At 72.5% G+C, this 25,885-nt stretch carries 22 protein-coding genes; 12 read left to right on the forward strand and 10 right to left on the reverse strand.

Going from position 1 to position 25,885, the window contains the following annotated elements; all coding sequences use genetic code 11:
• Window positions 1-194 precede the first annotated feature (194 nt).
• The 5 genes from C7C45_RS03235 (at window position 195) to C7C45_RS03255 (ending at window position 5,261) form a co-directional block, all read left to right on the forward strand.
• The gene (locus C7C45_RS03235; protein WP_110562139.1) at window positions 195-1,112 is read left to right on the forward strand and encodes a dihydrodipicolinate synthase family protein; all 918 of its coding nucleotides are present in this window, start codon (window positions 195-197) and stop codon (window positions 1,110-1,112) included.
• 179 nt (window positions 1,113-1,291) lie between these two features.
• The gene (locus C7C45_RS03240; protein ID WP_110562140.1) at window positions 1,292-3,337 is read left to right on the forward strand and encodes a M6 family metalloprotease domain-containing protein; all 2,046 of its coding nucleotides are present in this window, start codon (window positions 1,292-1,294) and stop codon (window positions 3,335-3,337) included.
• 85 nt (window positions 3,338-3,422) lie between these two features.
• Window positions 3,423-3,857, forward strand: coding sequence for a hypothetical protein (locus C7C45_RS03245; RefSeq protein ID WP_146247250.1), 435 nt, complete (start codon window positions 3,423-3,425; stop codon window positions 3,855-3,857).
• Complete coding sequence (locus C7C45_RS03250) at window positions 3,854-4,432, forward strand: TlpA family protein disulfide reductase (protein ID WP_110562142.1); 579 nt, start codon at window positions 3,854-3,856, stop codon at window positions 4,430-4,432. The genes C7C45_RS03245 and C7C45_RS03250 overlap by 4 nt, the downstream gene beginning before the upstream one ends.
• A 109-nt stretch (window positions 4,433-4,541) precedes the next feature.
• Window positions 4,542-5,261: a type 1 glutamine amidotransferase domain-containing protein gene (locus C7C45_RS03255; RefSeq protein ID WP_167454629.1), complete on the forward strand. Its 720-nt coding sequence runs from the start codon at window positions 4,542-4,544 to the stop codon at window positions 5,259-5,261.
• An 83-nt stretch (window positions 5,262-5,344) separates the two neighbouring features.
• Here the strand turns inward: C7C45_RS03255 and C7C45_RS03260 are convergent, their stop codons facing one another.
• The 8 genes from C7C45_RS03260 to C7C45_RS03300 form a co-directional block, all read right to left on the reverse strand.
• Window positions 5,345-7,030, reverse strand: coding sequence for an NACHT domain-containing protein (locus C7C45_RS03260; RefSeq protein WP_110562144.1), 1,686 nt, complete (start codon window positions 7,028-7,030; stop codon window positions 5,345-5,347).
• Complete coding sequence (locus C7C45_RS03265) at window positions 7,027-8,472, reverse strand: VWA domain-containing protein (RefSeq protein ID WP_110562145.1); 1,446 nt, start codon at window positions 8,470-8,472, stop codon at window positions 7,027-7,029. The genes C7C45_RS03260 and C7C45_RS03265 overlap by 4 nt, the downstream gene beginning before the upstream one ends.
• Window positions 8,473-8,506: 34 nt before the next feature.
• On the reverse strand, window positions 8,507-10,648 hold the full coding sequence (locus C7C45_RS03270; protein ID WP_110562146.1) for a serine/threonine-protein kinase: 2,142 nt from the start codon (window positions 10,646-10,648) through the stop codon (window positions 8,507-8,509).
• A complete protein-coding gene (locus C7C45_RS33875) occupies window positions 10,645-11,505 on the reverse strand; it encodes a hypothetical protein (RefSeq protein ID WP_110562147.1) in 861 nt (286 codons plus the stop codon). The genes C7C45_RS03270 and C7C45_RS33875 overlap by 4 nt, the downstream gene beginning before the upstream one ends.
• Window positions 11,506-11,517: 12 nt before the next feature.
• Window positions 11,518-12,609: a transporter substrate-binding domain-containing protein gene (locus tag C7C45_RS03280; RefSeq protein WP_167454630.1), complete on the reverse strand. Its 1,092-nt coding sequence runs from the start codon at window positions 12,607-12,609 to the stop codon at window positions 11,518-11,520.
• A 20-nt stretch (window positions 12,610-12,629) separates the two neighbouring features.
• A complete protein-coding gene (locus C7C45_RS03290; RefSeq protein WP_110562149.1) occupies window positions 12,630-13,988 on the reverse strand; it encodes a hypothetical protein in 1,359 nt (452 codons plus the stop codon).
• 281 nt (window positions 13,989-14,269) lie between these two features.
• Window positions 14,270-14,587 (reverse strand): hypothetical protein, encoded by a 318-nt coding sequence (locus C7C45_RS03295; RefSeq protein ID WP_110562493.1) that lies wholly within the window; start codon window positions 14,585-14,587, stop codon window positions 14,270-14,272.
• A gap of 56 nt (window positions 14,588-14,643) precedes the next feature.
• On the reverse strand, window positions 14,644-15,048 hold the full coding sequence (locus C7C45_RS03300) for a hypothetical protein (protein WP_110562150.1): 405 nt from the start codon (window positions 15,046-15,048) through the stop codon (window positions 14,644-14,646).
• A 236-nt stretch (window positions 15,049-15,284) separates the two neighbouring features.
• Between C7C45_RS03300 and C7C45_RS03305 the strand changes: the two genes are divergently transcribed.
• From C7C45_RS03305 to C7C45_RS03330, 6 genes are all read left to right on the forward strand, one after another.
• Window positions 15,285-16,739 carry an alkaline phosphatase PhoX gene (locus tag C7C45_RS03305; RefSeq protein WP_110562151.1) on the forward strand — a complete coding sequence of 485 codons (1,455 nt, stop codon included), beginning with the start codon at window positions 15,285-15,287 and terminating at the stop codon, window positions 16,737-16,739.
• A 91-nt stretch (window positions 16,740-16,830) separates the two neighbouring features.
• A complete protein-coding gene (locus tag C7C45_RS03310; RefSeq protein ID WP_110562494.1) occupies window positions 16,831-17,196 on the forward strand; it encodes a DNA polymerase ligase N-terminal domain-containing protein in 366 nt (121 codons plus the stop codon).
• A gap of 150 nt (window positions 17,197-17,346) precedes the next feature.
• The gene (gene lanKC / locus C7C45_RS03315; protein ID WP_110562152.1) at window positions 17,347-19,944 is read left to right on the forward strand and encodes a class III lanthionine synthetase LanKC; all 2,598 of its coding nucleotides are present in this window, start codon (window positions 17,347-17,349) and stop codon (window positions 19,942-19,944) included.
• A 5-nt stretch (window positions 19,945-19,949) separates the two neighbouring features.
• Window positions 19,950-20,069, forward strand: coding sequence for a SapB/AmfS family lanthipeptide (locus C7C45_RS03320; RefSeq protein WP_013734295.1), 120 nt, complete (start codon window positions 19,950-19,952; stop codon window positions 20,067-20,069).
• A 72-nt stretch (window positions 20,070-20,141) separates the two neighbouring features.
• Window positions 20,142-21,869, forward strand: a complete 1,728-nt coding sequence (locus tag C7C45_RS03325) for an ABC transporter ATP-binding protein (protein WP_110562153.1) — start codon at window positions 20,142-20,144, stop codon at window positions 21,867-21,869.
• Window positions 21,866-23,644 (forward strand): ATP-binding cassette domain-containing protein, encoded by a 1,779-nt coding sequence (locus tag C7C45_RS03330; protein WP_110562154.1) that lies wholly within the window; start codon window positions 21,866-21,868, stop codon window positions 23,642-23,644. The genes C7C45_RS03325 and C7C45_RS03330 overlap by 4 nt, the downstream gene beginning before the upstream one ends.
• Window positions 23,645-23,671: 27 nt before the next feature.
• Here C7C45_RS03330 and C7C45_RS03335 read toward each other — a convergent pair whose 3' ends face one another.
• Together C7C45_RS03335 and C7C45_RS03340 are read right to left on the reverse strand one after the other, a co-directional pair.
• Window positions 23,672-24,256, reverse strand: coding sequence for a response regulator transcription factor (locus tag C7C45_RS03335; RefSeq protein WP_110562155.1), 585 nt, complete (start codon window positions 24,254-24,256; stop codon window positions 23,672-23,674).
• Window positions 24,257-24,375: 119 nt separating this feature from the next.
• Window positions 24,376-24,981, reverse strand: a complete 606-nt coding sequence (locus C7C45_RS03340; RefSeq protein WP_244200221.1) for a response regulator transcription factor — start codon at window positions 24,979-24,981, stop codon at window positions 24,376-24,378.
• Window positions 24,982-25,423: 442 nt separating this feature from the next.
• Between C7C45_RS03340 and C7C45_RS33490 the strand changes: the two genes are divergently transcribed.
• Window positions 25,424-25,873, forward strand: a complete 450-nt coding sequence (locus tag C7C45_RS33490; RefSeq protein ID WP_146247251.1) for a hypothetical protein — start codon at window positions 25,424-25,426, stop codon at window positions 25,871-25,873.
• Window positions 25,874-25,885 lie beyond the last annotated feature (12 nt).

Genomic DNA, 25,885 nt, shown 5'->3' on the forward strand with positions numbered 1-25,885 from the left:
TCCGGTGCGGGTGGGTCATCGCGCAAGGTCCACTGTCGAAGTCACGACAAAAAGACGGGCGGCCACGCGGCTGTTTCGGCATCTGTCCGAAGACCGGGGGCGACAGGCGTTCCTAGGGTTCCGGTACGCACCAATGGCGCCGCACGGTGCGGGTGGGATGGTGGGCGGTGCCGGCGCGGAAAGGGGTTTTCCGAGTGGGAACTGCCAGGCCCTGGCGGGGCGTGCTGGTCGCCATCACCACGCCGTTTCGCGCCGACCTGTCGGTCGACTTCGACCAGCTCCAGGAGCACGTCCGTTGGCTCGCCGCCGAGGGGTGCCACGGGGTCGCGCCGTGCGCGTCGACGGGGGAGTACCGGGCCCTCTCCGACGACGAGCGGGCCGCCGTGGTGAAGGCGACGGTGGAGGCCGCGCCGTCCGGCTGCGCGGTCGTGCCCGGCGTCGGCGGCTACGGCAGCAGGCAGGCCCGCCGCTGGACGGAGCAGGCCGCCGAGGCCGGCGCCCACGGCGTGCTCGCGCGGCCACCCGACGGGCCCGCCGCCCGCGCCGCCGACGTGGTCGCCCACTACCGGGAGGTGGCGGCGGTCGGCCTGCCGGTGGTCGCCCACAACGAACCGTACGACACCCGGTTGGACCTCACGCCGGACCTGCTGGCGACCGTCGCCGAGATCGACGGGATCGTCGCGGTCAAGGAGGTCACCGGCGACGTACGCAGGCTGCATCGCCTGCGGGACCTCTGCCCGCACGTCGACGTCCTGGTCGGCGCCGACGACGTGGTGCTCGAACTGGTGCTGTGCGGCGCCACGGGATGGGTCGCTACCCTGCCCAACGCGCTGCCCCGCCAGGCCGTGCGCCTGTACGAGCTGTGCGTCGCCCGTGACCTGGGCCGGGCGCTGCCGCTCTACGCCGAACTGCACCCGATCCTCGGCTGGGCCTCCCAGCCGGAAGGCGTGCAGGCCGTCAAGCTCGCCATGGAGTACGCCGGGCGGTTCGGCGGGCGGTGCCGCCCACCGCGCGGACCCCTGTCCGGGACTGCCGCCGACCGGGTACGCCGGGACGTGCTGCGGGCCCTCGCGGCGACGGCCGATCCGGCGTCCGGGGCCGGCCCTGGCTGATCCGCCGGTGGGCGCCGGTCCTTCAGGTGTCGGAAGTCGCCGGCCCACCTGCCGACATCTGCACGGTGACCGGCACCGGCCCGCCCTCCTAGATTCGCTGCGCGGCCTGCTGACAGGTGTTCCGCGATACCCCCACCGGGACGCCGGCGCCGCGTTTCTCCCCGACGAGAGGTGGTTCCGTGCACCGTGCTACCCCCCACCGAACCCGGCTGAGGCGGGCCGTGCTCGCCGCAGCCGTGGCGACCACGCTCGTGGCGACCGGGGCGGCGCAGGCCGCCGCGGCCCCGGCCAACCCGGCTGGCGGCACCGCGCCGTTCCAGGTCCTCGACCCGCAGGCCTGGCAGAACCCGGACACGATGACCTGGGACGACTACAAGGCCGTGCCCGGCAAGAACTGGGCCGACCCGAACGTGTCGGGCTCGGTCCGTAACTTCAAGATCGCCCTGGTGGCGCTCGACTATCCGGACGAGACGTTCGCGGTCTCCCAGCCGGCCCGCTCGACGGTTTTCGGCAACCCCCAGTCCGTCGCGACCGGCATTCCCAGGGCGGACGTGCCGAAGTTCTACCAGGACTTCCTGAACACCCCGAACACCCTCAACAAGGGCCACACCCTGCACGAGTACTGGATGCAGGACTCCAACGGCCGCTACGGCGTCGACCTCGCCGGGTTCGGGCCGTACCAGATGCCGGCCAAGTCCTACCAGTACGGGCTGGACAACGGGTTCAACCCGGGCGCCTGTCCGAGCGGGGACGTGTGCGGTAAGAACATCCGCACCGACGGCCTGGGCGCCTGGCGGGCGGCCGTCGGCGAGGAGGTCGCCAACCAGTACGAGCTGGTGTTCATCCTCAGCGCCGGCCAGGACGAGTCGTCGACCTGGCAGGAGTTCGGGCAGATGATCTTCCAGAACAAGGAGGACGTGCCGGACGCCTGGGGCCCGCCGGACCCCACCATGCCGAACTGGGCGAAGACCCGCTACGTGGACTGGACCTCGTGGAAGGCCGCGGCGACACTGTGGCCGAACGCCGGCGGCGGCTCCTCCACGCAGGGGGAGAGTTCCGGCATGGGCGTCTACGCCCACGAGTTGACCCACCTGCTGGGCATCGGCGACAACTACAACAATCCATACGGCGAGCCGCTGCGCAGGGCGTACACCGGGATCTGGAGCATGATGTCGCGCGGGTCGTTCAACGGCCCGGGCGGACCGCACACCCGCTGGCAGATCCCGCCGACCAACGGCGGCTCGATGGGCTCGCTGCACACCCTGCGGGACAAGCTCAAGATCGGCCTGCTCGGTGAGGAGCACGTGCTGCGGCTGTCGCGGGAGTCGCTGGCCTCCTCGGGCATGGTGGTCGCGCAGGTCAAGGCCCGGGCGGTGGACGCCGGCCCGAAGGGTCTGAGCGGCCTGAACATCGCGCTGAACAAGGACCTGTCGCCGACGTGTGGTGTCAGCACCGACCCCCTGTGCGACGGTGGCAACTTCAACAACTACACCGTCGAGGTCGTCGACCGGATGGGCGCGGACTCCTTCACCCCGGACAGTGGCGTGCTACTGAGCAAGACGAAGAACGCCGACAGCGCGCCGTTCCAGTGGGTGGTGGACGCCAACCCGCAGGACATCAACATGATCGACTTCTACCGGCCGGACGGCACCCCGCAGAAGATCACCATGGGTGACTACCGGCAGCTCTCCGACGCGCTGTTCCACGCCGGCGCGGGCACCGGCAGCCAGTACGAGTACGTCGACGAGGCCAACCGGCTGCACTTCTACGTGATCGACCTCAAGCGGGACGCGGCCGGCTCGCTCTCCTACACCGTGGCGGTGCGTTCGCTGGACGGCACCGGCGGGCCGAGCAGTCACGGCGTGCTGCTGGGCAAGGGCGAGGTGACCGGCGGCGGCAAGCCGACCAACCGCGGCGTGACCTGCTCGTTCGAGCTGACCAACACCGGTTCGTACTCGGCCGGCGGGCAGCAGCACCCGGAGGACGCCAGCGCGTACCTGAAGTCGGACGTCTACCGCCTGTCAGCGGAGGTGGCCGGCAAGGGCTGGCGGACCTGGCTGCCCAACCAGCTCGCCACCGCGCAGTTCGGCAAGGCCACCACGGTCACGGTGTCGGTGGGTGCCACCGCCGCCGCCGCGAGCACCGGTGTCGTAAAGCTCACCGCGACCTCGGAGAGCGACCCGACGAAGACGGTGACCAAGCAGTGCCGGGTCGCGAAGTCCTGACCGGCGCCCGAGGTTGACCCCGTTCCTGCCGGGTCCGCGGCGGCTTTTCGCCACGGACCCGGCAGGCGGGCGAGAGGAGGATGACGTGCGGCGAAGCATCATGGCGCTGCTGCCCCTGCTGCTGGCCGGCGCGACCGGCTGCGGCACCGTCGGCGCCGCCCAGGAGGCGGTCTCCCCGACGACCGTCCGGGTCCTGGTTCGCGACATCAACATCCGGGCCGCGGGCGTGGACTGCGCCGGCACCGGTCCGTACCAGCACTTCCACAACCGCGCGCCGTTCCGTGTGCTCGACCCGGACGGGGCGGCGCTGGCCAGCGGGCGGCTGGCGGCGGGGACCGCGGTGGCCGCCTTCGCCGAGGATCTGGGGGTCGAGCGCCTGCCCACGTACTGCGAGTTCGCCGTCGGAGTGCGGGTACCGCAACGGGCCTCCTATCGGCTGGAGGTGGACGGCCGGCCGGCGCTCGACCTGACGCCGGACAGCAGTGAGGGCCCGGCGCTGGTGGCGGTGGTCCCGTCATGAGGCGGACACTCCTGCCGCTGTTGCTGGCGGCGGCGCTGCTGGGCGGATGCAGCACGGCCGAGCCCGCACCCGCGCCGGTGCCCGCCGGAGGGGCAGCGGCGCTGCCCGGGCCGGTCCCCGCTGACCTGGCGCTGCGCCCGGCGCCCGGCACCGCCCCGGCCGCACCGGCGTTCACCGGGGCACTGACCGACGGCACACCGTTCGCCGCCGCCGAGCTGTGGGCGCAGCGTCCCGTCGTGCTCACCTTCTTCAACTCCTGGTGCACCACCTGCGCCAGCCGTCAGGCCGCCCTCAGTGAGCTTGCCCGCAGCTATCGGGACCGGGTGGTCTTCGTCGGCGTGGCCGGGGCGGACCAGGCCGACGAGGTCCAGGAATACCTCCGCGCGCACCGGGTGGAGTATCCGGTCATCCTGGACGACCAGCAGACGATCTGGCGTTCGTACGCGGTGCGGGAGCCGCCGGCCGTCGTACTGGTGGCCAAGGGCGGCGCCCTGCTCCGCGGCTGGCCGGGTGGCCTGGACGCCCCGACACTCGACCAGCGGTTGCGGGAGCTGGTGCTGGCCGGCCAGTCGTAGTCCCGTCGCCCAGGCCCCTCGGTGCGGCCCGACCCGGCACCGGTCGGCGTCTGGGCAAGAGGCCGGGCCGGTCAGCCCGAAGAACGACACCATGTCTGCCGTACGATTCGTGACCGGATTTCTGCTGGAACGAGGACGAGCGATGCCGCGTGTGCTGTTGGTGCTGACCTCGCACGGTCAGCTCGGGTCGACCGGTATTGCGACAGGGGTGGGTCTGCAGACGTTCGCCTCGCCGTACTACCTCCTGACCGAGGCTGGGATCGACGTCCAGGTCGCGTCGCCGATGGGCGGGCAACCACCGGTCGATCCGTTGAGCTTCGGAGATGGTGTCGAGACCGCCGCGTTGCGCCGCCTGTCCGCTGACAAAGAGGCTCAGAGCCTTCTGGAACACACGATGGCGCTCCCAGCCGTCGACAGCGAGCGCTACGACGGCCTGTTCTTCACGGGAGGCCATGGCGGGATGTGGGATCTTCCGGAGAACGAGAGCGCGGGACACCTCATCAGCGCCGCGCTGAGCGCCGACAAGCCCGTTGTCGCTGTATGTCACGGCGTCGCAGCCCTGTGCTCACCTGATCCAGTCACCGGACACGCTCCAGTGAAAGGCCGTCGAGTGACAGGACTGTCGAACCGCGAAGAGGTCTTGCTCGGCAGACATCAATCGGTCCCGTTCCTCTTGCAGGACCGATTGACATCTCTCGGAGCGGTTTTCGAGGAGGCTGCGGAATTTTCCTCGCACGTGGTCGTCGACAACCAATTGATCACCGGACAGAACATGAGATCGGCCGACCAGGCTTCACGCGCGTTGCTCGCGGTGCTGAACCGTTCCTGACGACGTACCGGTGAATATGCCCGAGACGGCGACGCCGTCTCCTCGGGAGCGACGGCCGACCTGGCGTTTTCACGCGCGGTCGACTATGGGTGGCCGTCAGCGCGGAAGAAGCGCGTGACGGCCAGGCGGGTGGCCCTGCGTCGGTTCCCGTCTGCGCCGATCGTGAACAGCAGGTCCCGGTCGGCTTGGTTCGTGGCCAGCGTGCGCAACAGCGACAGGCAGGCCCGGCCGGTGTCACCGTCCGGGTCGGCGGCCCAGTGCCCCAGCAACGCCGCCAGTACGTCGGTCCGTAGCGCGAGGTCGTCGGTGCCGCGGACCACGTCGGTGCTGACCAGCAGATGCCCGACGGCGGCGGCCCAGCTCGGCTCCGCCAGCCGGTCGCGCAGCAGCGCGTCTGGCGCCTCCATCCGCTGAAACACCTGCACCCCCACGAACCGCGTGCTGGTGGTGTTCATCAGAGACGCCCAGGCTTCCGGGCTCCACCTCCGGGTCAGCGGTCCGGCCGCCAGGTGGTCGATCAGACTGGGCCAGACCGAGACCAGGGCGTCCCGGTCGGCCCGGAAGAGGTCGGTGGCGAGCAGCAGGTCCCGGATCCGCTGCGGCCAGTTGTCGAGATGCTGGGCCGGCGGGTAGGGCGCGTCCTCCGCCGACCACTTCGCCACCTCGGCGACCGGGTCCGCGCCGGCCACCGCCGCAGTGGCGGCGACCTCGACCAGTTCGGTGTGCCGCTCGGCGAGCCAGTCGGCGACCGCCGGGCCCTGCGGCGGGTGGTCGCGCAGCGCCCGGCAGGTGGCGTCGAGGCTTCCCCGGCCGCCTCGCAGTAGGGCCTGCACGAAGTCCTCGAACAACGCCGCCGGGCCGGGCCGGCTCACCGGGGCTGCCCGGCGGTTGCGCCAGACCAGGGCGGCGACGGTGGCGACCAGCGGGTTGCGCACCGGGTCGGTGATCCGCTGGGTGTGCGTCCAGGTGAGGAAGCCCTGGGCCTCGCCGTGGTCCGGGAACCACCGGCCGGCCAACGCGGTGACGTCGGCGCGGGTGAACGGAGCGAGCTGGTACGCGGGATAGTCCTCCCCGAGCGTGGCCAGCTCGTCGGCGTCAAGTGGCCGGGTGGTGACCAGGATCCGGCACGGCGAGGCGTCCCTCGCCGAGGAGCGGCCGGCCTCGGCGAGCCGGTTGAGCACGTTGCCCCGGTCGCCCGGGTCGGCGACGGCGTCCACCCGGTCCACGCAGATCAGCCAGCGCACGCCGGGTGCCGGCGGCCGGCGGAAGTCCAGCGGTGCCTCGCCGTACGCGTCGCGCAGCGCGTCGGGCAGGGCATGGTGGATCAGCGCGGTGGCCGGCAGACGCACCAGGACCGGGCCCACGGGCCGACGCCGCCGGCGGCCCCGGGAGCGGAGCCAGCGCTCGGCGGACCGGGCACTCTCGTACGCGATCAGCGCGGTCTTTCCGCTGCCCGGCTCGCCGACCAACAGCACGTTGCGGGCGCCGGTGAACAGCTGTGCCGCGTCGAGGGCCTCCTCGGCCCGGCCCAGCCGGGGCACTGCCCGGCGGGGCACGTACACCTCGGAGAGCGGGGGTACCTGCGTGCCGAAGTGGTGCGGGTGGACGATCGCCGCGTCGGTCTCCCGCTCCCACAGTCGGGTCAGCGTCGACCACCAGCTCTGTCGGCCGCGGTCGCGCAGGTGCCGGCGGACCGCGACTGCGGCGGCGGCCAGGGCCAGGCTGCCGCTCACCACGCTGGCGACCTTGTCCCAGACATCCAGGGTCATCGGCGCTCCGGCACCGCTTCGCCGGTGCCGTGCGCAGCCCCGCACCCCTGGCAGTACGCCCCGGTCTGCCGCTCGCCGCAGTGCGACCAGGGCGCGACCCGGGGCGCCGGTGTGGGTGGGCGGGGCTCGGCGCCGGCCGCGCCCCAACGGGTGGTGGTGTGCACCACCACCCGGGACGACTCGGCCAGCCGCCAGTCGACGCCCACCTTGAGCCGGACCAGACCGGCTGCGGCGTCGTGCACGTCCACGATCCGGGCGATCCGCTGCACGTCGGTGTCCTTGCCGGTGGCGTGGGCGAGCGCCACCGCCTGCCCGAGCTTCTCCTCGGCCTCGGCGATCCGGCCCTCGCGGGCAGCGGCGAGGCCACTGTGGAACGCGGCGGCGTAGTCCTGCTGCACCGTGTAGAAGGCGACGCTGGGGTGGATCTCCGAGTGGCTCAGCACGTCGTCGGTCCACTCCACGGTCAGCGGCACCTCCACCGGGGCTTCGTCGGTGTCGGTGTCGACGCTCAGCCAGCCGATGCGCCGTCGGGTGCCGGCGGCGAGCGGATCCACCTCCAGGCCGACGTGGTAGTCCCGGTGGTCCTGCGGGCTCCAGGCACCGATCGGGTACGCGGTGGTCAACTCGCCGGCCGACTCGCCGCGCCCGGTGAGGTCGGCGATGGCCGGGTGCACCTGCTTGACGAACCGGACCCGGGCCAGCTCGGTGGTGCGGATCCGCAGCCGCGCGTTCGCTACCCGCCGGGCCATCGCCCGGGCAAGCACCGTCCGGAACTCGTCGCCGAGGCCGGCGAGGTCCTCCACCGGGACCACCGGGTTGGCGCCCAGCGCCTCGGCGATGCCGAGCAGTTCGGCCGCGTCCCAGTCGTGCACGCCGTCGGCCGAGCCGATCGCCCGGCAGTCGACGGTGAGGTGCCCCTCGCACTCCTGGACCGCGGCCCGCAGATCGTCGGGGTGCTGGGACTCGTTACGGCCGTCGGTGAGCAGGATGACGTGCCCGATCGCGTCCGGCCGGGTCGCCAGCAGTTGCCGGGCCAACAGCAGCCAGGTGCCGATGGCGGTGCCGCCGTGCGGTGCGACGGACTTCAGCGCGCGGCGGGCGGCAGCCCGGGTGCGTTCGTCGGCGACCGCCAGCCGCACCTCAGTCGGGAAGACCATGGTGGCGGTGCCGGTGCCGGCGACCACCGCGAAGGCGACCCCGTCGGGCAGGGCGTCGATCGCGGCGATGCTGGCCTGCCGGGCGGCCCGCATCTTGGCCTGCGGCGCGCCCATCGACCCCGACGTGTCCAGCAGGATGACCTCGGCCAGCCCGTCGTGGCGTACGTTGCTGGCCGGTTCCGGGCCGTGCACGGTCGCGATCACGTCGAGCACCGCGCCGTCCGCCGGCAGGAATTCCCGGTGGTGCGCGGTGACCGCGAGCGGCGAGCCGTCGGCAGGTCTCATCGGTGCTTCCTTCCGTCGGGGCCGCCGGCCGCGGTCACCACCACGTCACCGGCCGGTACGAGTTGGCCAGGTCGACCAGTGCGATCCGTTCCTGCTGGTCGGCGGTGCGCCGAGCGCGCGAGCGGCACCGGCGCTCGAAGGCGCGGCGCAGGCTGTCGTCGTCGAGCGGCTGCCCGAACAACCGCCGGCTTGCGTGGTCGGAGCTGGCCAGGTCGCAACTGAGCGCGATCCGCAGGATGTGCGACTCGACCGTCTCGCGCTCGGCGAACGGCGGCAGATTGTCCACGATCTCGGCCGCCTCCAGGGCGGTGGCCAGCCGACGCCCGTCATCCGGCGCGTCGAGCAGGATGCGCACCGCGCAGGCGACCGCCTCGGTGCAGGCGCGCGACGATTCCGGGACGCTCAGCAGGGCGTCGGCGGCCCCGCGCGGATCGGCCGTGGCCAGCCGGCACCGGGCCAGTCCGAACGCAGCCGCCAGTACCCCCCGGTCGGTGTCCCATACGCCCCGGTAGTGGTCGGCGGCGGCATCCGGATTGTCGGCGAGTTCGCAGGCGACCGCGTACGCCAGCCGGGTGGAGACCTCGCCGGGCAGCCAGTCGTACACCTGCTGGAACCAGCGTAGGGCGACATCGGTTTCCTGCCTGCCCAGGGCCACCAGGCCCCGGTGCCACCACAGTGCCCAGTCCCGCTGGGCCATGGGGACGTCAGCCAGCAGCGCGTCCGCCTCGACCCCCCGGCCGGCGGCGAGGTGAGCGCGTACCTCCCGGTAGACCACCTGCGCGGTCCGTTCGGGCGCGGTGGCCAGCAGTTCAATGAGTTCGTCGGGCTCGGCGGGGCCGAGCGAGGCGAGGAATCCGGCTGCGGGGTCGGTGCCGTCGACCAGCGGCACTGGCAGACCCAGCAGCACCTCCACCAGGTCCACCGTGTCATCGGTGTGCAGGGCGAACGCGCACGCCGAGGGGCTGAACAGGGTGGAGCGGCTGGGCCGGGGCTCACCGTCGGCGGCCGAGGCGACCTGCCGGCGTACGCCCCGCACCTGTTCACGCATCTGCGCGGCGGAGCCGAACCGGTCGGCCGGATCGGTCGCGGTGGCCCGGGCGAGCAGACGCAGGAACGGGTCGAGCCGGGCCGGCGTGGGCAGCCGCAGCAGCTCCGACCCGGCGGCGACCCGGGACACGTTCGTCGACTGGGCGACCAGGGTCAACGCGGCGAGGGTCCGCCCGACGGTGTAGATGTCGGAGCGGATGCTGGGCCCGGCCGCGCCGAGCCGCTTGACCTCGGGGGCGGTGAATCCCTCGGTGCCCCAGGCCGGGCTCACCCGGTTGTCGATCTTCCGGGCGGCGCCGAAGTCGACCAGCTTGATCGCGTCGTCGCCGACTCCGCCGCCGACCCGCATCACGTTCTCCGGTTTGAGGTCGCAGTAGAGCCAGCCCTGGTCGTGCAGGTAGTCGAACGCGTCGAGGATCTGCACCCCGTACCCCAGGGCCTGGGTCGGGTCGAGGGCGGCGGCCCGCCCGCCCGGGCCCGCGGCGCTGCGGGCCTCCTCCAGAGTGCCGCCGTTGACGTACTCCATCACCAGGTAACCGGTGTCGTGGTGCGTCTCGGGGCGCAGTGCGTGGGTGATGGTGACGATGCGTGGGTGGTTCAGCGCGATCAGCGCCTGCCGTTCGGCGACGAACGCCGCGATAGCCTCCCGGTCCTCCGGGTTGCGCTGCCCCTTGAGCACCCGCCAGGCGCCGTCCATGTCCTGGTCGCGGGCGAGGAACACCCACCCCACGCCGCCGTTGCCGAGGCACCCGGCGATCTCGTAGCGCGCGGCCCGCACGTCGCCGACGGCCAGCGGCGGGGTGAACGAGTAGCGGGTCCCGCAGTTCGGGCAGTGGCCGCTGATCCGGGGCAACCGGGTGTGGCAGGTGGTGCTGGCGCAGATCCGGGAGTGTTCCGGCACGACCGGCTCGGCGAGCACGGCGGTCAGCGGGTCCCGGGGGCGGGCCGCCGGAAGCTGCACCGGTTCCTCCCAGGGTTGGGACGACGACTGCGCCGGACGGGGCACGAACAGTGGCGTCGGGGCCGCGCCGAGGCCGGCGCATTCGTGCCCCCACAGCCGGCAGAACCCGTCCGCGTCCACCTCACCGGGGCAGTGGCGTTGCGCGCAGCCGCGGCTGGTCACCGTCATCGGGCTCCTCCGTTCACGGCCTGCTGGTAGGCGCGTACCGCCCGGCTCGCGGCGGCCACCTCGAACGACCCGGGGAGCAGCCCGGCCACCGCGTCCCGGTACGACTCTTCCAGTTCCGGATGTTCGGCTCGGCCCTCGTCGGCGGCCTTCTGCCGATACGCCTCCAGCCGTCCGCTCAGCTCCCGGTGGCACCGGCTACGCAGGCCGCGCCGGACCGCATCGACCCGTTCCAGGTCCCGGTCGAGGGCCTCGCCCAGAGCCTCGGCGTCGGTGTCGGGCCGGTGGCCCGGGCCGGCGGCGTCGAGCCGGCCGAGCAGCCCGTCGGCGGCGAGCGGGGCGATCGGGTCGGTGGCGCCGCCGAGCCCCTCGGAGGCGGCCTCCGCCGCGAGCCGGCGGAGCCGGTCCAGCGACGACCGGACCCGGAACCCACGCTCGGCCAGCCGGTACGGGTCGGGTGCCGGCCGCACGTCGACAGAGGCCGCGACGAGCGCGCGGATCAGGTCGGCCTGGTCGGCGGCGTGCTGCACGATCCGGGGCACCCGCAGCTCTTCGACCTGGACCTGGTCACCGGTCGCGGCGGTGAACCGGACCGGGCAGGGCGCGGCGAGGAGTTGGATCAGCGCCGCCTCGTCCGCGGGCCGCGTCGGGTCGAGCCGAGCCAGGGCGTCCTTGCGCTGGACGAGCGCCAGCGTCAGGCAGTTCAGCCGCAGCAGGTGCTCCCGGGCCGCCCGCGCGGCGGGTTGACCGTCGGTCGGCGGGAACCGGCCGGCGACCGCGCGTTCCATGTCCTCCATCAGGTCGCAGACGCGGGCGTGGGCGATATGGAAGGCCTGCAGCCGGTCCTGGACGGTCAGCATTCGTCGGCCTCCTCAGTCCGTCGGGGCGGCGGGCGGGCGCGGCGGTGGCCAGGAGGTGACCGGTTCGCCGGGCGAGGGCATCATCGGCGTCCGCGCGCCGGTGCCCGGGTCCCGTCCCGCGTCCGGATGCCCGACGAGCCATCTGGCGTGTGCTGTCAGCCACGCCTGCCGGGTGCCGGGCAGGGCGAGGGCGTGGTTGACGAAGGCGGCCAGTTCCAGGTCCTCCAGGCGGAACGCGAAGGCGTGCGGCTCGTCGGTGAACCAGCGGCAGTCGTCGCTGAGGTTGTATGTGCAGAATCGTTGGTCCGGCCGGGGCGGCTCGGTGACCAGCATGGTGTCGGGGGCCATCTGGGCGAAGCCCAGCAGGATGTTCTCGTCGGTGCTGACCCCGTCGACCTGGCCCTGGCGCAGCATCACCAGGCAGTCGATGGAGTGCTCCGCCGCCACCGGCACCAGCCGCTGCCCGCCCGCGGTCTGGTAGCGGCGGATGGCGACCAGCGAGGTGGTGTTGTTGGCGGCGCAGACCCGATGACCGCCGAGCTGTTCGACACCGGCGAACTCCGGCCTGCCGTCGCGTGCCCGGACCAGCACCGTCTGGCCGGAGTCGAGGTAGTCGTTGGAGAAGAGCACCTCCCTGGCGCGTTCGCAGGACGCGGTGAGCGAGGTGGCGATCAGGTCGATCTCGCCGCGGTTGAGCATCTCGAAAGCGCCCTGGCCGGGTGGGACGACCCGGAACTCGACCCGGTCGCGGGGGTTGACCTCCGGCCAGAGCGCCCGGGCCACCTCCAACAGCAGGTCGATGTTGAAACCCTCGAACTGCTGCGTCGACGAGTTCCAGTGGCTCATGGTCGCGTCGGACGGGTCGACGCCCGCGACCAGCTTCTGCTCGTCGCGGGCCAGGATCCGCTGCGGTGGGTTTGCGTTGGGCGGGACGCTGCGCCGTACCGGACAGATCGGGGTTGCCTCCCCGGACGGGGTGAGGGTCTGCGCCCCGGGCGGGCGGGCCGGTGGCGCGGGCGTGGTCGCCACCGGCGCGGTGCACCCGGCCAGGGTCGCCAGCAGCACGCCGGCAAGCAGCGTCCGGGCGGTCGAGGAAATCGCCATCGGACCTCCGTCGCGGGTCTTCACTGGTACTCCAGGTAGCGCTGGCGTAGGCCGGCGACCACGCCGGCCCCGGCGAGCAGGGTGAGCCAGGCGGCCGCGCCGCCGAACTGGCGTGGGGCCGCGGGAAGGTGCGCCAGCGCGTCGTCCGCGCGGTCGCCGTCGGTGTTCAGGGCCGTCTCGAGGCGGCTCTTCTCCTCTTCGAAGGACTGGCCGATCGACCCGTCCCGGAGCACCGTGTTGACGGCTTTGCTGAACGCGTCCTGGGTTTTGCTCTGCCGGGCGGTCCAGACCTCACTGATGGCCGGGCAGTCGAGCGACGAGGTCCGGACCTGCGGGTCGGGGCAGACCCCTCGGGCGTAGAAGTCGGCCTGGTGTCCCGCCGGGTCGACGCTGGCTCCGAGGGCCAGGTAGAGGTCGGCGCGCCCGGCGAGCAGGTCGCCCAGGTTCTGCTGGCTGGTGTTCTGCGCGGCGATCGCCGTTTCCAGGTCGCCGAACCGGTCGTCGGCGGCCGGCCAGTGCCACCACGAGGCGACCAGCATGGCCAGCACTGCCACGGTGGCGCCCGAGGCGAGCAGCAGCCCGGCGTTCAACCGCCGCCGGGTCCGACGACGCAACCAGAGCTGGGTGACGACGAGGGCGCCGAGCAGCACCAGCGGCACCAGCACCGAGGCGGCCACCCAGGGCCGGGCGTCGGCCCGGGCGTGCAGCAGCCGCCGAGTGTCGTCGTCCCAGAGTCGCTGGGCCTCGGTGAGCAGTTCGGTGGACATGTAGTGGGACGCCTCGCGGGCATACGCCGAGGCGAGCACCGCGCGGGCGGTCGACCCGGGATCCGGTGCCGCCGTGGCCGCCGCCGCGGGTGCTGGTGGGCAGGCCGTCGACGCGCCGGGGGCGGCGCCGGCGGTGGTCAGGGCCGCGCAGACCACTCCCCGGTAGACGGTCAGCCGGGAGCCGATCGCGGCCAGCCGGTTCAGCCGGTCGGGGTCGTTGACGGCCCCGCCCATCGCGTCGGTAAGTTGCCGTTCGACGATGTGCACGGCCGTGTCGTAGTCGGTTCGCAGCTTCTCATGCTGGTCCCCGACCGGGGGTAACAGGAAGATGGCACTCGCGGCCACATCGGCGTCGGCCAGCCCCTGGTAGATCTCGCTGGCGGTGCTGCTGGTGGTCACGGCGACACCGGCGGCGCGTTCACCCAGGTTGCCGGCCGGGCCGGCGGAGCGCACGGCCACCACGGCGGTGACGAGCAGGGTCAGGATCAGCAGGACGCCGTGCAGCACGATCAGCGCCGGGGTGCTGCGTAGTGGGTCCGGGAGCCGGCCGCGGGCGAGCCACGCACCCCTCTGGGTGGGCGCGTCGGAGGCGCGCACCGTCTCCTTCGCCATGCACGATCCTTTCTGGCCGGCCGGGGCTGCCCGACGGTGTGTGGGCGACCGTGGTGGACGGGACCTGACCTGCCTGTGGCGTGCCTCCACTTTAGAACCGCCCACCGTAGTCGGGCGAACACGGGAGCGGCCGATATTGGGGAGTGGTCAGGGTCGCAGGGCAGGTCAAGCGACCGTACCGACATGTCCGGTATCCGACGGCTCGGCCGGTTCGGTCGAGTCCGGGGCGATCAACCGGGCTGGCCGGGCGGCTTGCGTCGCGAGCGAGCGGCGGACGGTGACTACACGTCGATGCGGTAGTCGACCTGTATGTCAGCCGGCCCGGTGTACTCGGTAAGCGTGAACCGGTCGTCGTCGGTGGGGGTGACGGTGACCTCGACGGTGCTGCCGTCCTGGAATCGCAGCGTGAAGACCGGACTCATGTCGCACAGGAAGATGAAGCCCTCACGGTCGTCATCGCTCAGGTCGCTGATCAGTTGGCCGTGTGCGTCCCAGCCGGTCTCGGTGGGTGTGATCACGACTGAGATCTTGATGCCACCGAAGTTGATGGAGGAGTTCGCCCACCAGTCGAGCCAGCAGCGACCTTCGAACCGTTCCATGATCGCCATCCTCCTCCCGTGGTGATGTCAAGGTGACCCAGCCGAGGCGGGATCGGTTACGACAGGCGTGGTTGTTTCAGCACGTAGAGCAGACGGGAGTGCTCGTTCCAGGTGTAGGCATCGCCAGGGCCGCTGGCGTTGGTGGCCAGGACGGTGGCTCGTGCGCAGACGATGAATCCGGCCTCGGCGTCCGGTGTGGGCAGGGTCAAGCAGAGAAACTGGACTTGGTGGCGTGGGGACACCTGGGCGAAGGCGAGGATGCTGGCACGGGTGTCCTGGTCTGCGGGTTGAAGGATCAGCGGGTGGTAGGACGAGCGGAGCTTGACCGCGCGGACATCTTCGAAAAAGACGTTGATGTGCTCGTCGTGGCTGCTGCCGGCGTGCGCGTGCAGCAACAGTTGCGAATGGCCGACGCCGTAGCGCCATGGGCGGAACCGCCGATCCAGCGTGATGGGTTCCATCGCACGATCATGCCGCGTGCGAACTGCCCGGGGCCCCCGCAAGGCGGGAGCGGCGGACGAACTCCGGGGCGGCGGTGCGGGCGCGGTTGGCGGCCAGGGACAGCAGGTGGTAGCCGTGAGCGGACCTGATTCTTAATTCCGATGTCACCTCCCGAACCCGCAGGCGACGTGTCGGTGTCTGCCCGCAGGCGTTTGCTGTGAGCCGTCGCACATACCCTGACCAGGAGCTGATTCGAGTGCCTTCCTCCCGTCGTACCTTCCTCGCGGGCGGCGCCGCCGCCGGCGTGGGCCTTGCCGTCGCCGGTGGGCTGCCGTCTCTCGCGCAGGCCAGCCCGGGTCGGCCGCACTCGCCGGTCAAGGGTGGTCCCGTGCCCTTCCCGCCGCTCGTGGACGACCCCAAGGGGATCCTGGCCCTGCCGGAAGGTTTCAGCTACACGGTGGTGACCCGGACCGGCGTCACCCGACTCGACCGTGGCCAGGGCGTGACGCCGTCGGACCACGACGGCATGGCCGTCTACGACGCCGGCCAGGGCCGTTACACCCTGATTCAGAACCACGAGATCGACCCGGGCGCCGAGTTCGGCGTACCGCACGTCAAGGGCACGGTGTACGACGCGGGCGCCGTCGACGCCGGCGGGTGCACCGTGATCAAGACCGACCGCGCGGGCCGTAACCTGGGTGAGTTCGTCGCCCTGTCCGGCACCATCTCCAACTGCGCCGGCGGGCCGACCCCCTGGGGTACCTGGCTCACCTGCGAGGAGACCGAGGACCGGGCCGGCGACGAGTGGGAAGAGGGCGGCCGGTCCGGCGTCTACCAGAAGGACCACGGGTACGTCTTCGAGGTCTGGGCCGACGGCAGCGCGGACCCGAAGCCGATCAAGTGCCTGGGCCGTTACTCCCACGAGGCCCTGGCGGTCGACAAGGACCGCACCAACATCTACCTCTCCGAGGACGCCGATGGGCCCAACGGCCTCTTCTACCGCTGGTCGGCGCCACGGGGCGTCAAGCTCGGTCCCGGCGTGCTCACCCGCCTCGCACCGAACGCCGGTGTCCTCGCCGCAATGCAGATCATCATGGACGACGGCTCGGTGCTGCCGGACGTCGCCTACCTGACCTCCGCCCAGTTGGGCCGGCCCTTCCCGGTCCGGTGGATCGAGGTGCCGGACCGCGACGCGCGGCACACGTCCGTGCGCGAGCAGTTCGCCGACGGTCAGGTCACCCGGGGACGCAAGTTCGAAGGTGTGTGGAGCACCGACGAGGGCGTGTACGTGGTCAACTCCTACGCCTGGGACGAGGGTGACCTGCCGGCCGACGCCGCGCCGCACGACGGCATGGTCTGGTTCTACAACTTCAGGGCCCAGACCATCCAGCTGGTGACGTACTTCCCGCACCAGACGGCGTCGGAGGAGGGCACGCCGGTCAAGTACAACGACCTCACCTTCGACGGCCCGGACAACGTGTCCGTCACCCCGTGGGGCAGTCTGGTGCTCGCCGAGGACGGCACCGGGGCCTCCCACGTGCTCAGTACGACTCCGGGTGGGCCGACGTACGCGATCGCCCGCAACCAGCTCAACGATTCGGAGTTCTGCGGGCCGACCTTCACCGCCGACGGCAGGGTCCTCTTCGTCAACATGCAGGACCCGGGCCTCACCCTGGCGATCACCGGCCCGTGGGAGAAGTACCTGGGCTGACGGGGTCAGACCGACCGGTGGGGATCAGGTGATCGGCCTGGTCCCCACCGCCTACCCGGTTGACCGGCGGCAGGCCCCGAGGTCGTCGAGAATGGCAAGGGTGGCACCCGCCTTCGTCCTGCACCAGCACCGCAAACCACGACCGCACTTCGACCTGCGGCTCGAAGAGGACGGTGTGCTGCGCTCCTGGGCGGTTCCTCGTGGGCTGCCGGACAGTCCCGCCGACAATCGGCTCGCGATCGCGGTGCCTGATCACCACCTTGATCACCTCACCTACGAGGATGCCGACAAGTCGATTGCCGACATCGGCAGGTGGGAGGAGCACGACCGGACCGACCGCCGGATGCTGTTCACGCTGCACGGCCGCACCGGCTCCAGGCGGTACGCGCTCATCCGCACCGGCGAGGGGTGGCTGCTCCACCTGACGAAAGAGCAGCCCGCGGAGGGGCGCGGCTGAATCGCCCGCGGGCCTGACTAATGTCATGAGTGCCCATGCGCCCCACATCGAACGTCGTGACTGTGTTCACTGGGGCCCACCCCGTCCCGTCGATGAGACTCGATTCAACGCCGGAACACCAGCCGGCCGAGTTCGAGGGGCGGCGGGACAGTGGACGAACGCTACGACAGCTACTGCGCCGCGGATCCGCTGTTCTACGACTCGCTCGGTAGCGCCGTGGCGCAGCCGGTCTTCCCGGCCGCCGAACGGCCGCTGCCGACCGGCTGGCGACGCGAGCCGCTCGACGACTGGCTGATCTACGCTCCCGACGGCGGCTCGCTGCCGCAGCAGGGCTGGAAGATCCACGTGTCGGCGGGTCTGGCGAACGCCGAGCGGGTGCTGGATGCCGTCTGGGACTACTGCGTCCCCCGCGGCCTGTCCTTCAAGTTCCTGCGTGGGCCCCGCACACTGCTGCTGCGCAACTCCAAGTACGCCGCCCGGGCCGCCAGCGGCAAGTTCGTCACCGTCTATCCGCGCGACGAGGCGGAACTGGAGCTGACCTGCAAGGAGCTCGACGAACTGCTCACCGGTGAGACCGGGCCGTACATCCTCAGTGACCTCCGCTACGGCAACGGCCCGGTCCACGTGCGCTACGGCGGCTTCGCCGCCCGCTACTGCCACTCGCCCGACGGTCAGGTGGTGCCGGCGATCGAGGACGAAGCCGGCACGCTGGTGCCGGACCGCCGCGAGCCGGTCTTTCACGTACCCTCCTGGATCACCCTGCCCGACTTTCTCGGCCCGCACCTGGCCGCCCGCAGCGGCACCAGCACCGACCAGGTGCCCTACCGGATCGAGCGGGTGATCCACTTTTCCAACGGCGGCGGGCTGTACGTGGGCAGGGACCTGCGTACCGACACCGAGGTGGTGCTGAAGGAGGCCCGACCGTACGCCGGCCTGGACGCCGACGGCACCGACGCCGTCGCCCGGCTGGCCCGCGAGGCGGAGGCCCTGCGGCAACTCGCCGACCTGCCGCAGGTGCCGCGGGTGCACGACGAGTTCGCCCTCGGCGAGCACCGGTTCCTCGCACTCGAGTTCATCGAGGGACGACCGCTGAACAAGGTGCTGGTCGACAGGTACCCACTGATCGACGCCGATGCGACGGACGACGACCGGGCGGCGTACGCCCGCTGGGCCCGGCAGGTCTACGAGCAGGTCGAATCCGTCGTAGCGGCGATCCACGAGCGCGGGCTGGTCTACGGGGACCTGCACCTGTTCAACATCATGATCCGGCCGGACGACCGGGTCGCCCTGGTCGACTTCGAGGTGGCCGCCCCGATCACCGGGCACCGCCGACCCGGGCTGCGCAACCAGGGCTTCGCGGCACCGAGGGACCGGACCGGCCCCGGGGTCGACCGGTACGCCCTGGCGTGCCTGCGGTTGGCGCTGTTCCTGCCACTGACCCAGTTGGTCCGGCTCGCCCCGGCGAAGGTGACCCACCTGGCCGACATCATCGCCGCGAACTTCCCGGTGCCGAGGTCCTTCCTCGACCCGGCGGTCGAGGAGATCACCGGGGACCCGCGGGCCACCGCGGACCCGCGAGGGGCCCTTGGCGCGGACGACTGGCCCACCCTGCGGAACCAGCTGACGACGGCGATCCTGGCCAGCGCCACTCCCGAGCGGAACGACCGGCTCTTCCCCGGTGACATCGAACAGTTCCGCAGCGGCGGCCTCAACCTCGCCCACGGGGCGGCGGGAGTGCTGTACGCGCTCGACAAGAGCGGTGCCGGGCGGTGGCCCGAGCACGAGGACTGGCTGGTACGGCGGGCGACAGCGCCCCCGTCCGGCACACGCTGCGGCTTCTACGACGGGCTGCACGGTGTCGCCTACGCACTCGATCACCTCGGACGCCGGCAGGACGCGCTCGACGTCGTCGACATCTGCCTGCGCGAACCCCTGGACGGGCTCGACCACAGCCTGGCGAGCGGACTGTCCGGGATCGCGCTGAACCTGGCCGAGATGGCTGCGCGTACCGGGGAGGTGTCGTTGCACGCCGCCGCGTGGCGGGCCGCTGAGCGGGTGATCGGGCAACTGGCCGACGACCCGGGCCCGGACGTCAGCGGCGGACGCAACCCGTACGCCGGGCTGCTGCGCGGCCGGACCGGAGCGGCGCTCATGCTGCTGCGGCTCTACGAGCTCGACGGCGACGACGAGCTGTTGGGGCACGCCGCCACGGCACTGCGTCAGGATCTGCGCCGGTGTGTGCTGCGCCCGGACGGTGCACTGGAGGTCAACGAGGGCTGGCGCACGATGCCGTACCTGGCGCACGGCAGCGTCGGTATCGGACTGGTCCTCGACCAGTACCTGCGCCACCGCGCCGACGAACGGTTCGCCGAGGCGAGCGCGGGGATTCGCCGCGCGGCGCGGTCACCGTTCTACGCGCAGTCCGGGCTCTTCACCGGTCGGGCCGGCATCATCGCCTACCTCGCCGCCTCGGCCGACGAGGCCGACCGCCGCGAACTCGGCGCGCAGTTGGATCGGCTGACCTGGCACGCGCTGCCGTACCGGGAGGGGACCGCCTTCCCCGGTGAGCAGCTGCTGCGGCTCTCCATGGACTTCGGCACCGGCACCGCCGGCGTGCTCTTCGCGCTGGCCAGCGCGCAGCACGACCAGCCACCGGTGCTGCCCTTCCTCGCGCCCCTGCCGGGCGCGCAGAGACTCCCTCGCGACAGCGGGGGCGACCTGATCGGCGAACGGATGGAAGGGAGGTGAACGACATGGCGCTTCTGGACCTCCAGGGCCTGGAGATGGCTCCGGCCGACCGCACGGGTGGCGGTAGCCGGGCGAGCCTGCTGCTCTGCGGCGACAGCTCGCTCTCCGTCACGACCTGCAACTGATCCACACACACGTGGGGCCCTGGGTGGGTAGACGTGCTCACCCAGGGCATCCGCGTACCAACGGGAGGACCGATGCCGACGTTGGCCACCGGGGACCGGCTGCTCCGGCAGACGGTCCGGGCCGGCGGTGGCTGGACCGGCGGACTCGCGGCGGTCGCGCTGCTCGGCGCGGCCGCCGAACTGTTGCTACCCGCGGCCCTCGGCCGCGCCGTCGACGCCGCCCTCGCCGGCGGCTCCGGCTGGTGGGCGGTGTCCGCCTGTGGCCTCGTCGTCGTCCTCATCTGCGTCGACACCCTCACCGACCTGACCAGCGGGTTCGGTGCGGCGCGCGCCACCGCCGGGCTGCGCCGCCGCCTGCTGCGTCACCTGTTCGCCCTGGACGTCCGCGCCACCCGCCGGCACCCGGTGGGTGATCTCGTCGGCCGGTTGGTCGGCCAGGCCGCGGACGCGGGACAGGCCGGCAACGCCGTGGTCCTGGCCATCGTGGCGGTGCTTCCGCCGCTGGGCAGCGTCGTCGCGCTCGCCATCATGGAGCCGGTCCTCGGGGTCACCATGCTCGCCGGTCTCGGCCTGCTCGCCGTCCTCATGCGCGCCTTCGTGGCCGACGCCTCGGCCGCGACCACCGGGTACCAACGGGTACTCGGCACCATCGCCGGCCGACTGCTGGAGTCGCTCACCGGTGCCCGGACCATCGCTGCCGCCGGCACCACCCGTCGCGAGGAGGACCGGGTGCTGGCGGCCCTGCCGGAGCTGGACCGGCACGGCCGGCGTGCCTGGGAACTGCTGGCCCGGGCGAGTGCGCGCACCTCGGCCGTGGCGCCGCTGCTGAACCTGAGCGTCATCGCGGTCGGCGGGTACGCCCTGACCACAGGCTGGCTCACGCCGGGCCAACTGGTCGCCGCGGTCCGGTACGCGGCCATGGGTGCCGGGCTGGGTGGAGTGCTCGCCACCCTGAACCACCTGGTCCGCAGCCGCGCGGGAGCACACCGGGTCGCCGAGTTGCTGACGCAGTCCGTCGCGCCGGCTGGTGATCGTCCCCTTCCACCCGGCGGCGGCGCCCTGCGACTGCGCGGGGTGTGCGTACACGCCGACGACGGCACGCCCATCCTGGACGGCATCGACCTGGACGTGCCGGCCGGCGCCACCGTGGCCGTCGTCGGGGCGTCCGGTGCCGGCAAGTCGACCCTGGCTGCCGTGGCGGGACGGCTGCACGACCCCGACGGCGGCGAGGTGCGACTGGACGGTGTGCCGCTGCGGAACCTCGACCCGGCGGCGCTGCGCCGAGCCGTCGGCTACGCCTTCGACCGGCCGGTGCTGATCGGCGCGACGGTCCACGACGCGATCGGCTTGGCGCTGCCGGTCGACTCGGCGGTGCCGCCGGCCGACCGTGGACCGGCCACGCCGGCGGTCCTCCGGGCGGCCCGCATGGCGGCGGTCGCCGACGTGATCGACCGCCTGCCCGACGGTTACCGCACCGCGCTGGTGGACACACCGCTCTCCGGGGGCGAGATCCAACGCCTCGGCCTGGCCCGCGCGTTCGCCGCCGAGCGGCTGCTCATCCTGGACGACGCGACGTCCAGCCTGGACACCGCGACCGAACACCGGATCACCGAGGCGGTGGTCGGGCGGGCCGGGGAGCGTACCCGACTGGTGGTCACCCACCGGACCGCGGCGGCCGCGGCGGCCGACCTGGTCGCCTGGCTGGACGGCGGTCGGCTGCGCGGCCTGGCGCCGCACCGGCAACTCTGGGCCGACCCGGACTACCGCGCGGTCTTCCAGCCGGCCGGCGGTGGGTCGTGAGCGGTCCCGGTGTACGTCGGGTGACCTGGCGGGCGCTACGGACCCGCCGACGGGAGCTCGCCGGCCTCGGCGGGTGGTCGCTTGTCGAGTCGCTACCCGCGCTGCTCGCCGGTTATCTGGTCGCCCGTGCCGTCGACGACGGCTTCCTGGCCGGACGTCTCCTCAACGGCCTGGCCTGGTTGGGGGTCCTCGCCGTGGCCGTGCTGGTCGGCGCGGCGGCCACCGGTCGGACGTACCGGAGCCTCGGCGCGGTGGTCGAGCCGTTCCGCGACGAGGTGGCCGCTCAGGTGGTCCGGGGTGCGCTACGTGCTGCCACCCGGGCGGGTGGACGCCCGGACAGCGCCGCCGTGACCCGGCTGACCCACCAGATGGAGATCGTCCGCGACACCTTCGCCGGCCTGCTGATGGTGACCCGCGGCTTCCTCTTCTCGGCTGGCGCGGCCCTGCTCGGCCTGCTCACCCTGGCACCGGTGGTGGCGGCGCTGGCCGCCGCGCCGCTGGTCGCCGGCCTGGTCGTGTTTCTCGCCGCGCTGCCGGCGATGGTCACGCACCAGCGCGCGTACGTCCGGGCCGGTGAGCAGCTCGGCCAGTCGGCGGCGGCGGCGCTGGCCGGTCACCGCGACGTGCTGGCCTGCGGCGCCGAGACGCGCGTGACGGCCGACGTGGAACGCCTGGTGTCGGCGCAGGCCGCCGCCGAACGCACCCTCGCCCGGATGGCCGCGATCCGCAGCCTCAGCCTCGGCATCGGCGGCTGGCTGCCGCTGCTGGTTCTGCTCGTGGCCGCCCCGTGGCTGGTCGAGCGTGGTCTGACCGCCGGCGCGGTGCTGGGCGCGCTGATCTACGTCTCCACCGGGCTGCAGCCCGCACTGCACACCCTGGTGCAGGGCCTCGGCGGCGGCGGGCTGCGCTACGCGGTCACCCTGGAGAACATCCTGCGCCACTATCCGGTGTCCGACGACCGCCACCCGTCGGCCCCCGCCACCCGGCCGCCCCGCGCCCGGACGCCCACCGGTCCGGCCGGCCGCTCGCCAGCCGTGGAGGTCCGGGGACTGACCTTCGGCTACGGCCCGCGCGCCCGGCCCGTCCTGCAGAACTTCTCGCTGACACTGGCCGACCGGGACCATCTCGCCGTGGTGGGCCCGAGCGGTGCGGGTAAGTCCACGCTGGCCGCACTGATCGCCGGTCTGGTGCTGCCGCAGGCAGGCACGGTCCAGGTGGCCGGCGCGACGGTCGCCGAGGTCGAGCCGGCCGTTCTCGCCCGGATGCGAGTGCTCGTGCCCCAGGAGGCGTACGTCTTCACCGGCAGTCTCGCCGACAACCTCCGCTACCTTCGGCCGGACGCCGACGACCACACGCTGGAGGTCGCCCTCGACGCGCTCGGTGCGCGTCCCCTGGCGACCCGCCTGGGCGGCCTGGACGCGCTGGTCGCGCCGGCCCTGCTCTCCGCCGGCGAGCGGCAGCTCATCGCGGCGGTCCGGGCCTGGCTGGCGCCCGCCCCGCTGGTGGTCCTCGATGAGGCGACCTGTCACCTGGACCCGGCGTTGGAGGCGACGGTCGAGGCCGCCTTCGCCCGGCGGCCGGGCAGCCTCGTGGTGATCGCACACCGGATCAGTTCCGCGCTGCGGGCCGGTCGGGTGCTGGTCCTCGACGGCGACGAGCCCGTGGCGGGGACGCACGAACAGTTGATGACGCGCTCGGCCACCTACCGGGTGCTCGTCGGCTGCTGGGACGAGCCGGTGCTGCCGTCCCGGGCGGCGTCGGCCCGGCAGGGCTGAACCGCGCGTCCGAGTCGACGGCTCCGGTCAGATCCAGCCCTTCTCGCTTGCCATCCGCACGGCCTCGACCCGGGTACGCGCGCCCACCTTGCGGGCGATCCGACCGAGATGGTTGCGGACGGTGCCATGGGTGAGCCCGAGCGACACCGCCACCTCCGCGACCGGCGCCCCCGCCGCCGTCAACCTCAACACCTCCGTCTCGCGGCTGGTCAGTGGGCCGTCCGAGCGCAGCGCCGCGACGACGAGATCCGCGTCGAGCACGGGCTCCCTGCGGGCGAGCCGGCGGATCCCGTCGATGATCCGCTGGGGGGCGGCGTCGCTGCGCAGGATGCCGACGGTCCTGGTCGGGCAGAGCATGCCGCGCAGTCGCCGGGCCCGATGCGGGTGGGCCAGCACCAGGACAGGGCACAGGCCGAGGTGGCCGGGATCGACTCCCTCGACGAAATCGAGGTCGGCCACCACCACGTCCGGGCGTTGGGCGTGGACGGCCGCGGAGACCGCGTCGCCGCGATCCACCTCCGCCACGACGCGAATATCCGCCTCGGCGGCGAGGACGAACGACAGCGCGCCCAGAACCAGGGCACCGTCCAAAGCGAGCAGGGTACGGATCACGACGAACCTTCCCGCACTCCGATGACGATCACACAACGTCAACATTCAAACACGCCTGCACTGGGTTCGCACGGCGACGGGGCGGGCCGGACATGTCCGCCGGACCCGCCCCCCGACGGCTACAACCAGCCGTTACGCCGTGCGCGCCACACCGCCTCCAGTCGGTTGCGAGCCCCGGTCTTGCGTAGGATCACCGACAGATGGTTGCGCACAGTTCCATGTGCCAGGTACAGGCGGACAGCGATCTCCTTCAGCGGCAGACCCTCGGCCGCCATCCGCAGCACGTCCATTTCCCGAGGCGTCAACGGGATCTCCGGGGGACTCAGCACTGCCACGGCGGCGGCCGGGTCGATCGCCCGATCCCCGGCCGCGAGCGCGCGGATCGCCCGCACCAACTCCGCCAGCGAGCTGTCCTTCCCGACCAGGCCGCGCGCGCCGGCCGCCAGCGCAGCCTCCACCAGGGCGGGGTTCCACCGAGGGCTCATCGCCAGCACGGCGGCGTGCGGCGCCTCGGCGCTGATCCTGGCGACCACCTCCACCGGATCGGGCAGCTCCGGCGTCAACGCCAGCACCACCACCTGGGGTCGGCACCGCCGGACCACCGTCAACAACTCGCCGACACCCTCGACGTCGGCGACCACCTCCATGTCCTCCTCGCGTGACAGCGCGGCGCAGAGCGCCCCGCGGAGCAAACCCATGTCCTCGGCGACGACAACGTGGATCACCACGTTTCTCCGATCTCAGGTACGCGTCACACGGCCGCCGATCCCGGAACATCCACGGGTTGGTCGCAACGGTCGTGCGCGACAGACGGATAGGCATCGGCCCACGGCACCGTCACAGCGGACGGGCACGGGCACCGATCGACCAGGCCAGCGGGTGGAACCGGCCACGCGGGCCAGCCACCCGGACTCGGTCGACCCGCCTCAGCCAGGGCGAGCGATCACGGATGGAGTTCGGCTGTCGGACAGCAGCGGCACGAGATCGCAGGGCTGCCCAGGACCGACGTGCGACTGCCGGTCGACCGGCCAGACCAGCCCCGGTCCGGGCGTCGATCCATCGTCGACACCGGCGGCATCCTGGTCGACGGGTGCGACGGGCCTTCCCGGAAGGTCAGCCCCCGCGGCCACCGGCCCCGGACGTGCGGCGAGGTGCCCCGTCGAGGCCGTGGAACGTGCGGGTCCGACGACGGATATCGGCGGTGGCGCGGCCGGGATCGGCAGCGCTGCGGCGCGTACGGACGCCACCGTCGAATCCGCCGATGGCGTCGGCACTGTCGGTACGGGTGCCGGGTCGGTCACCGGCACGGCGGCCGGCCCGAGCGCTGGGGGAGCGGGCAGCGGAGACGCCGCCGCCGGAACGATCACCGCGCCGACAGCGGGTGGTAGAACGACGTCGGCGACACAGAAGAGCGCCATGGCGACGGGTCGGAGCGCCATGGCGACGGGCTGGAGCGTCACCGCGCTCACGGTGTCGACGACGGACGGCAGCGGGGCGGTGATCAGGGCCACCGCAGGCGAATCGGCCAGCCCGTGCACCCCGGTTGCGGCGGTGGCTGGCGGTTGCGGTGGGTCAGCGGCCAGCCGCGACGGGCCGGCGCTGGAAGCGGGACGATGAGTCGCGCGAGCT

This window comes from Micromonospora arborensis, from assembly GCF_003205615.1.
GTDB lineage: Bacteria > Actinomycetota > Actinomycetes > Mycobacteriales > Micromonosporaceae > Micromonospora > Micromonospora arborensis.

Excerpts from the sequence above, each read along its gene's own strand:
- C7C45_RS03250 (WP_110562142.1), top strand. The coding sequence starts at position 3,854 with ATGAGGCGGACACTCCTGCCGCTGTTGCTGGCGGCGGCGCTGCTGGGC.
- C7C45_RS03300 (WP_110562150.1), bottom strand. The coding sequence starts at position 15,048 with ATGGAACCCATCACGCTGGATCGGCGGTTCCGCCCATGGCGCTACGGC.
- C7C45_RS03310 (WP_110562494.1), top strand. The coding sequence starts at position 16,831 with ATGGCAAGGGTGGCACCCGCCTTCGTCCTGCACCAGCACCGCAAACCA.
- C7C45_RS03325 (WP_110562153.1), top strand. The coding sequence starts at position 20,142 with ATGCCGACGTTGGCCACCGGGGACCGGCTGCTCCGGCAGACGGTCCGG.
- C7C45_RS03265 (WP_110562145.1), bottom strand. The coding sequence starts at position 8,472 with ATGAGACCTGCCGACGGCTCGCCGCTCGCGGTCACCGCGCACCACCGG.
- C7C45_RS03290 (WP_110562149.1), bottom strand. The coding sequence starts at position 13,988 with ATGGCGAAGGAGACGGTGCGCGCCTCCGACGCGCCCACCCAGAGGGGT.
- C7C45_RS03270 (WP_110562146.1), bottom strand. The coding sequence starts at position 10,648 with ATGACGGTGACCAGCCGCGGCTGCGCGCAACGCCACTGCCCCGGTGAG.
- C7C45_RS03280 (WP_167454630.1), bottom strand. The coding sequence starts at position 12,609 with ATGGCGATTTCCTCGACCGCCCGGACGCTGCTTGCCGGCGTGCTGCTG.
- C7C45_RS03260 (WP_110562144.1), bottom strand. The coding sequence starts at position 7,030 with ATGACCCTGGATGTCTGGGACAAGGTCGCCAGCGTGGTGAGCGGCAGC.
- C7C45_RS33875 (WP_110562147.1), bottom strand. The coding sequence starts at position 11,505 with ATGCTGACCGTCCAGGACCGGCTGCAGGCCTTCCATATCGCCCACGCC.
- C7C45_RS03295 (WP_110562493.1), bottom strand. The coding sequence starts at position 14,587 with ATGGAACGGTTCGAAGGTCGCTGCTGGCTCGACTGGTGGGCGAACTCC.
- C7C45_RS03320 (WP_013734295.1), top strand. The coding sequence starts at position 19,950 with ATGGCGCTTCTGGACCTCCAGGGCCTGGAGATGGCTCCGGCCGACCGC.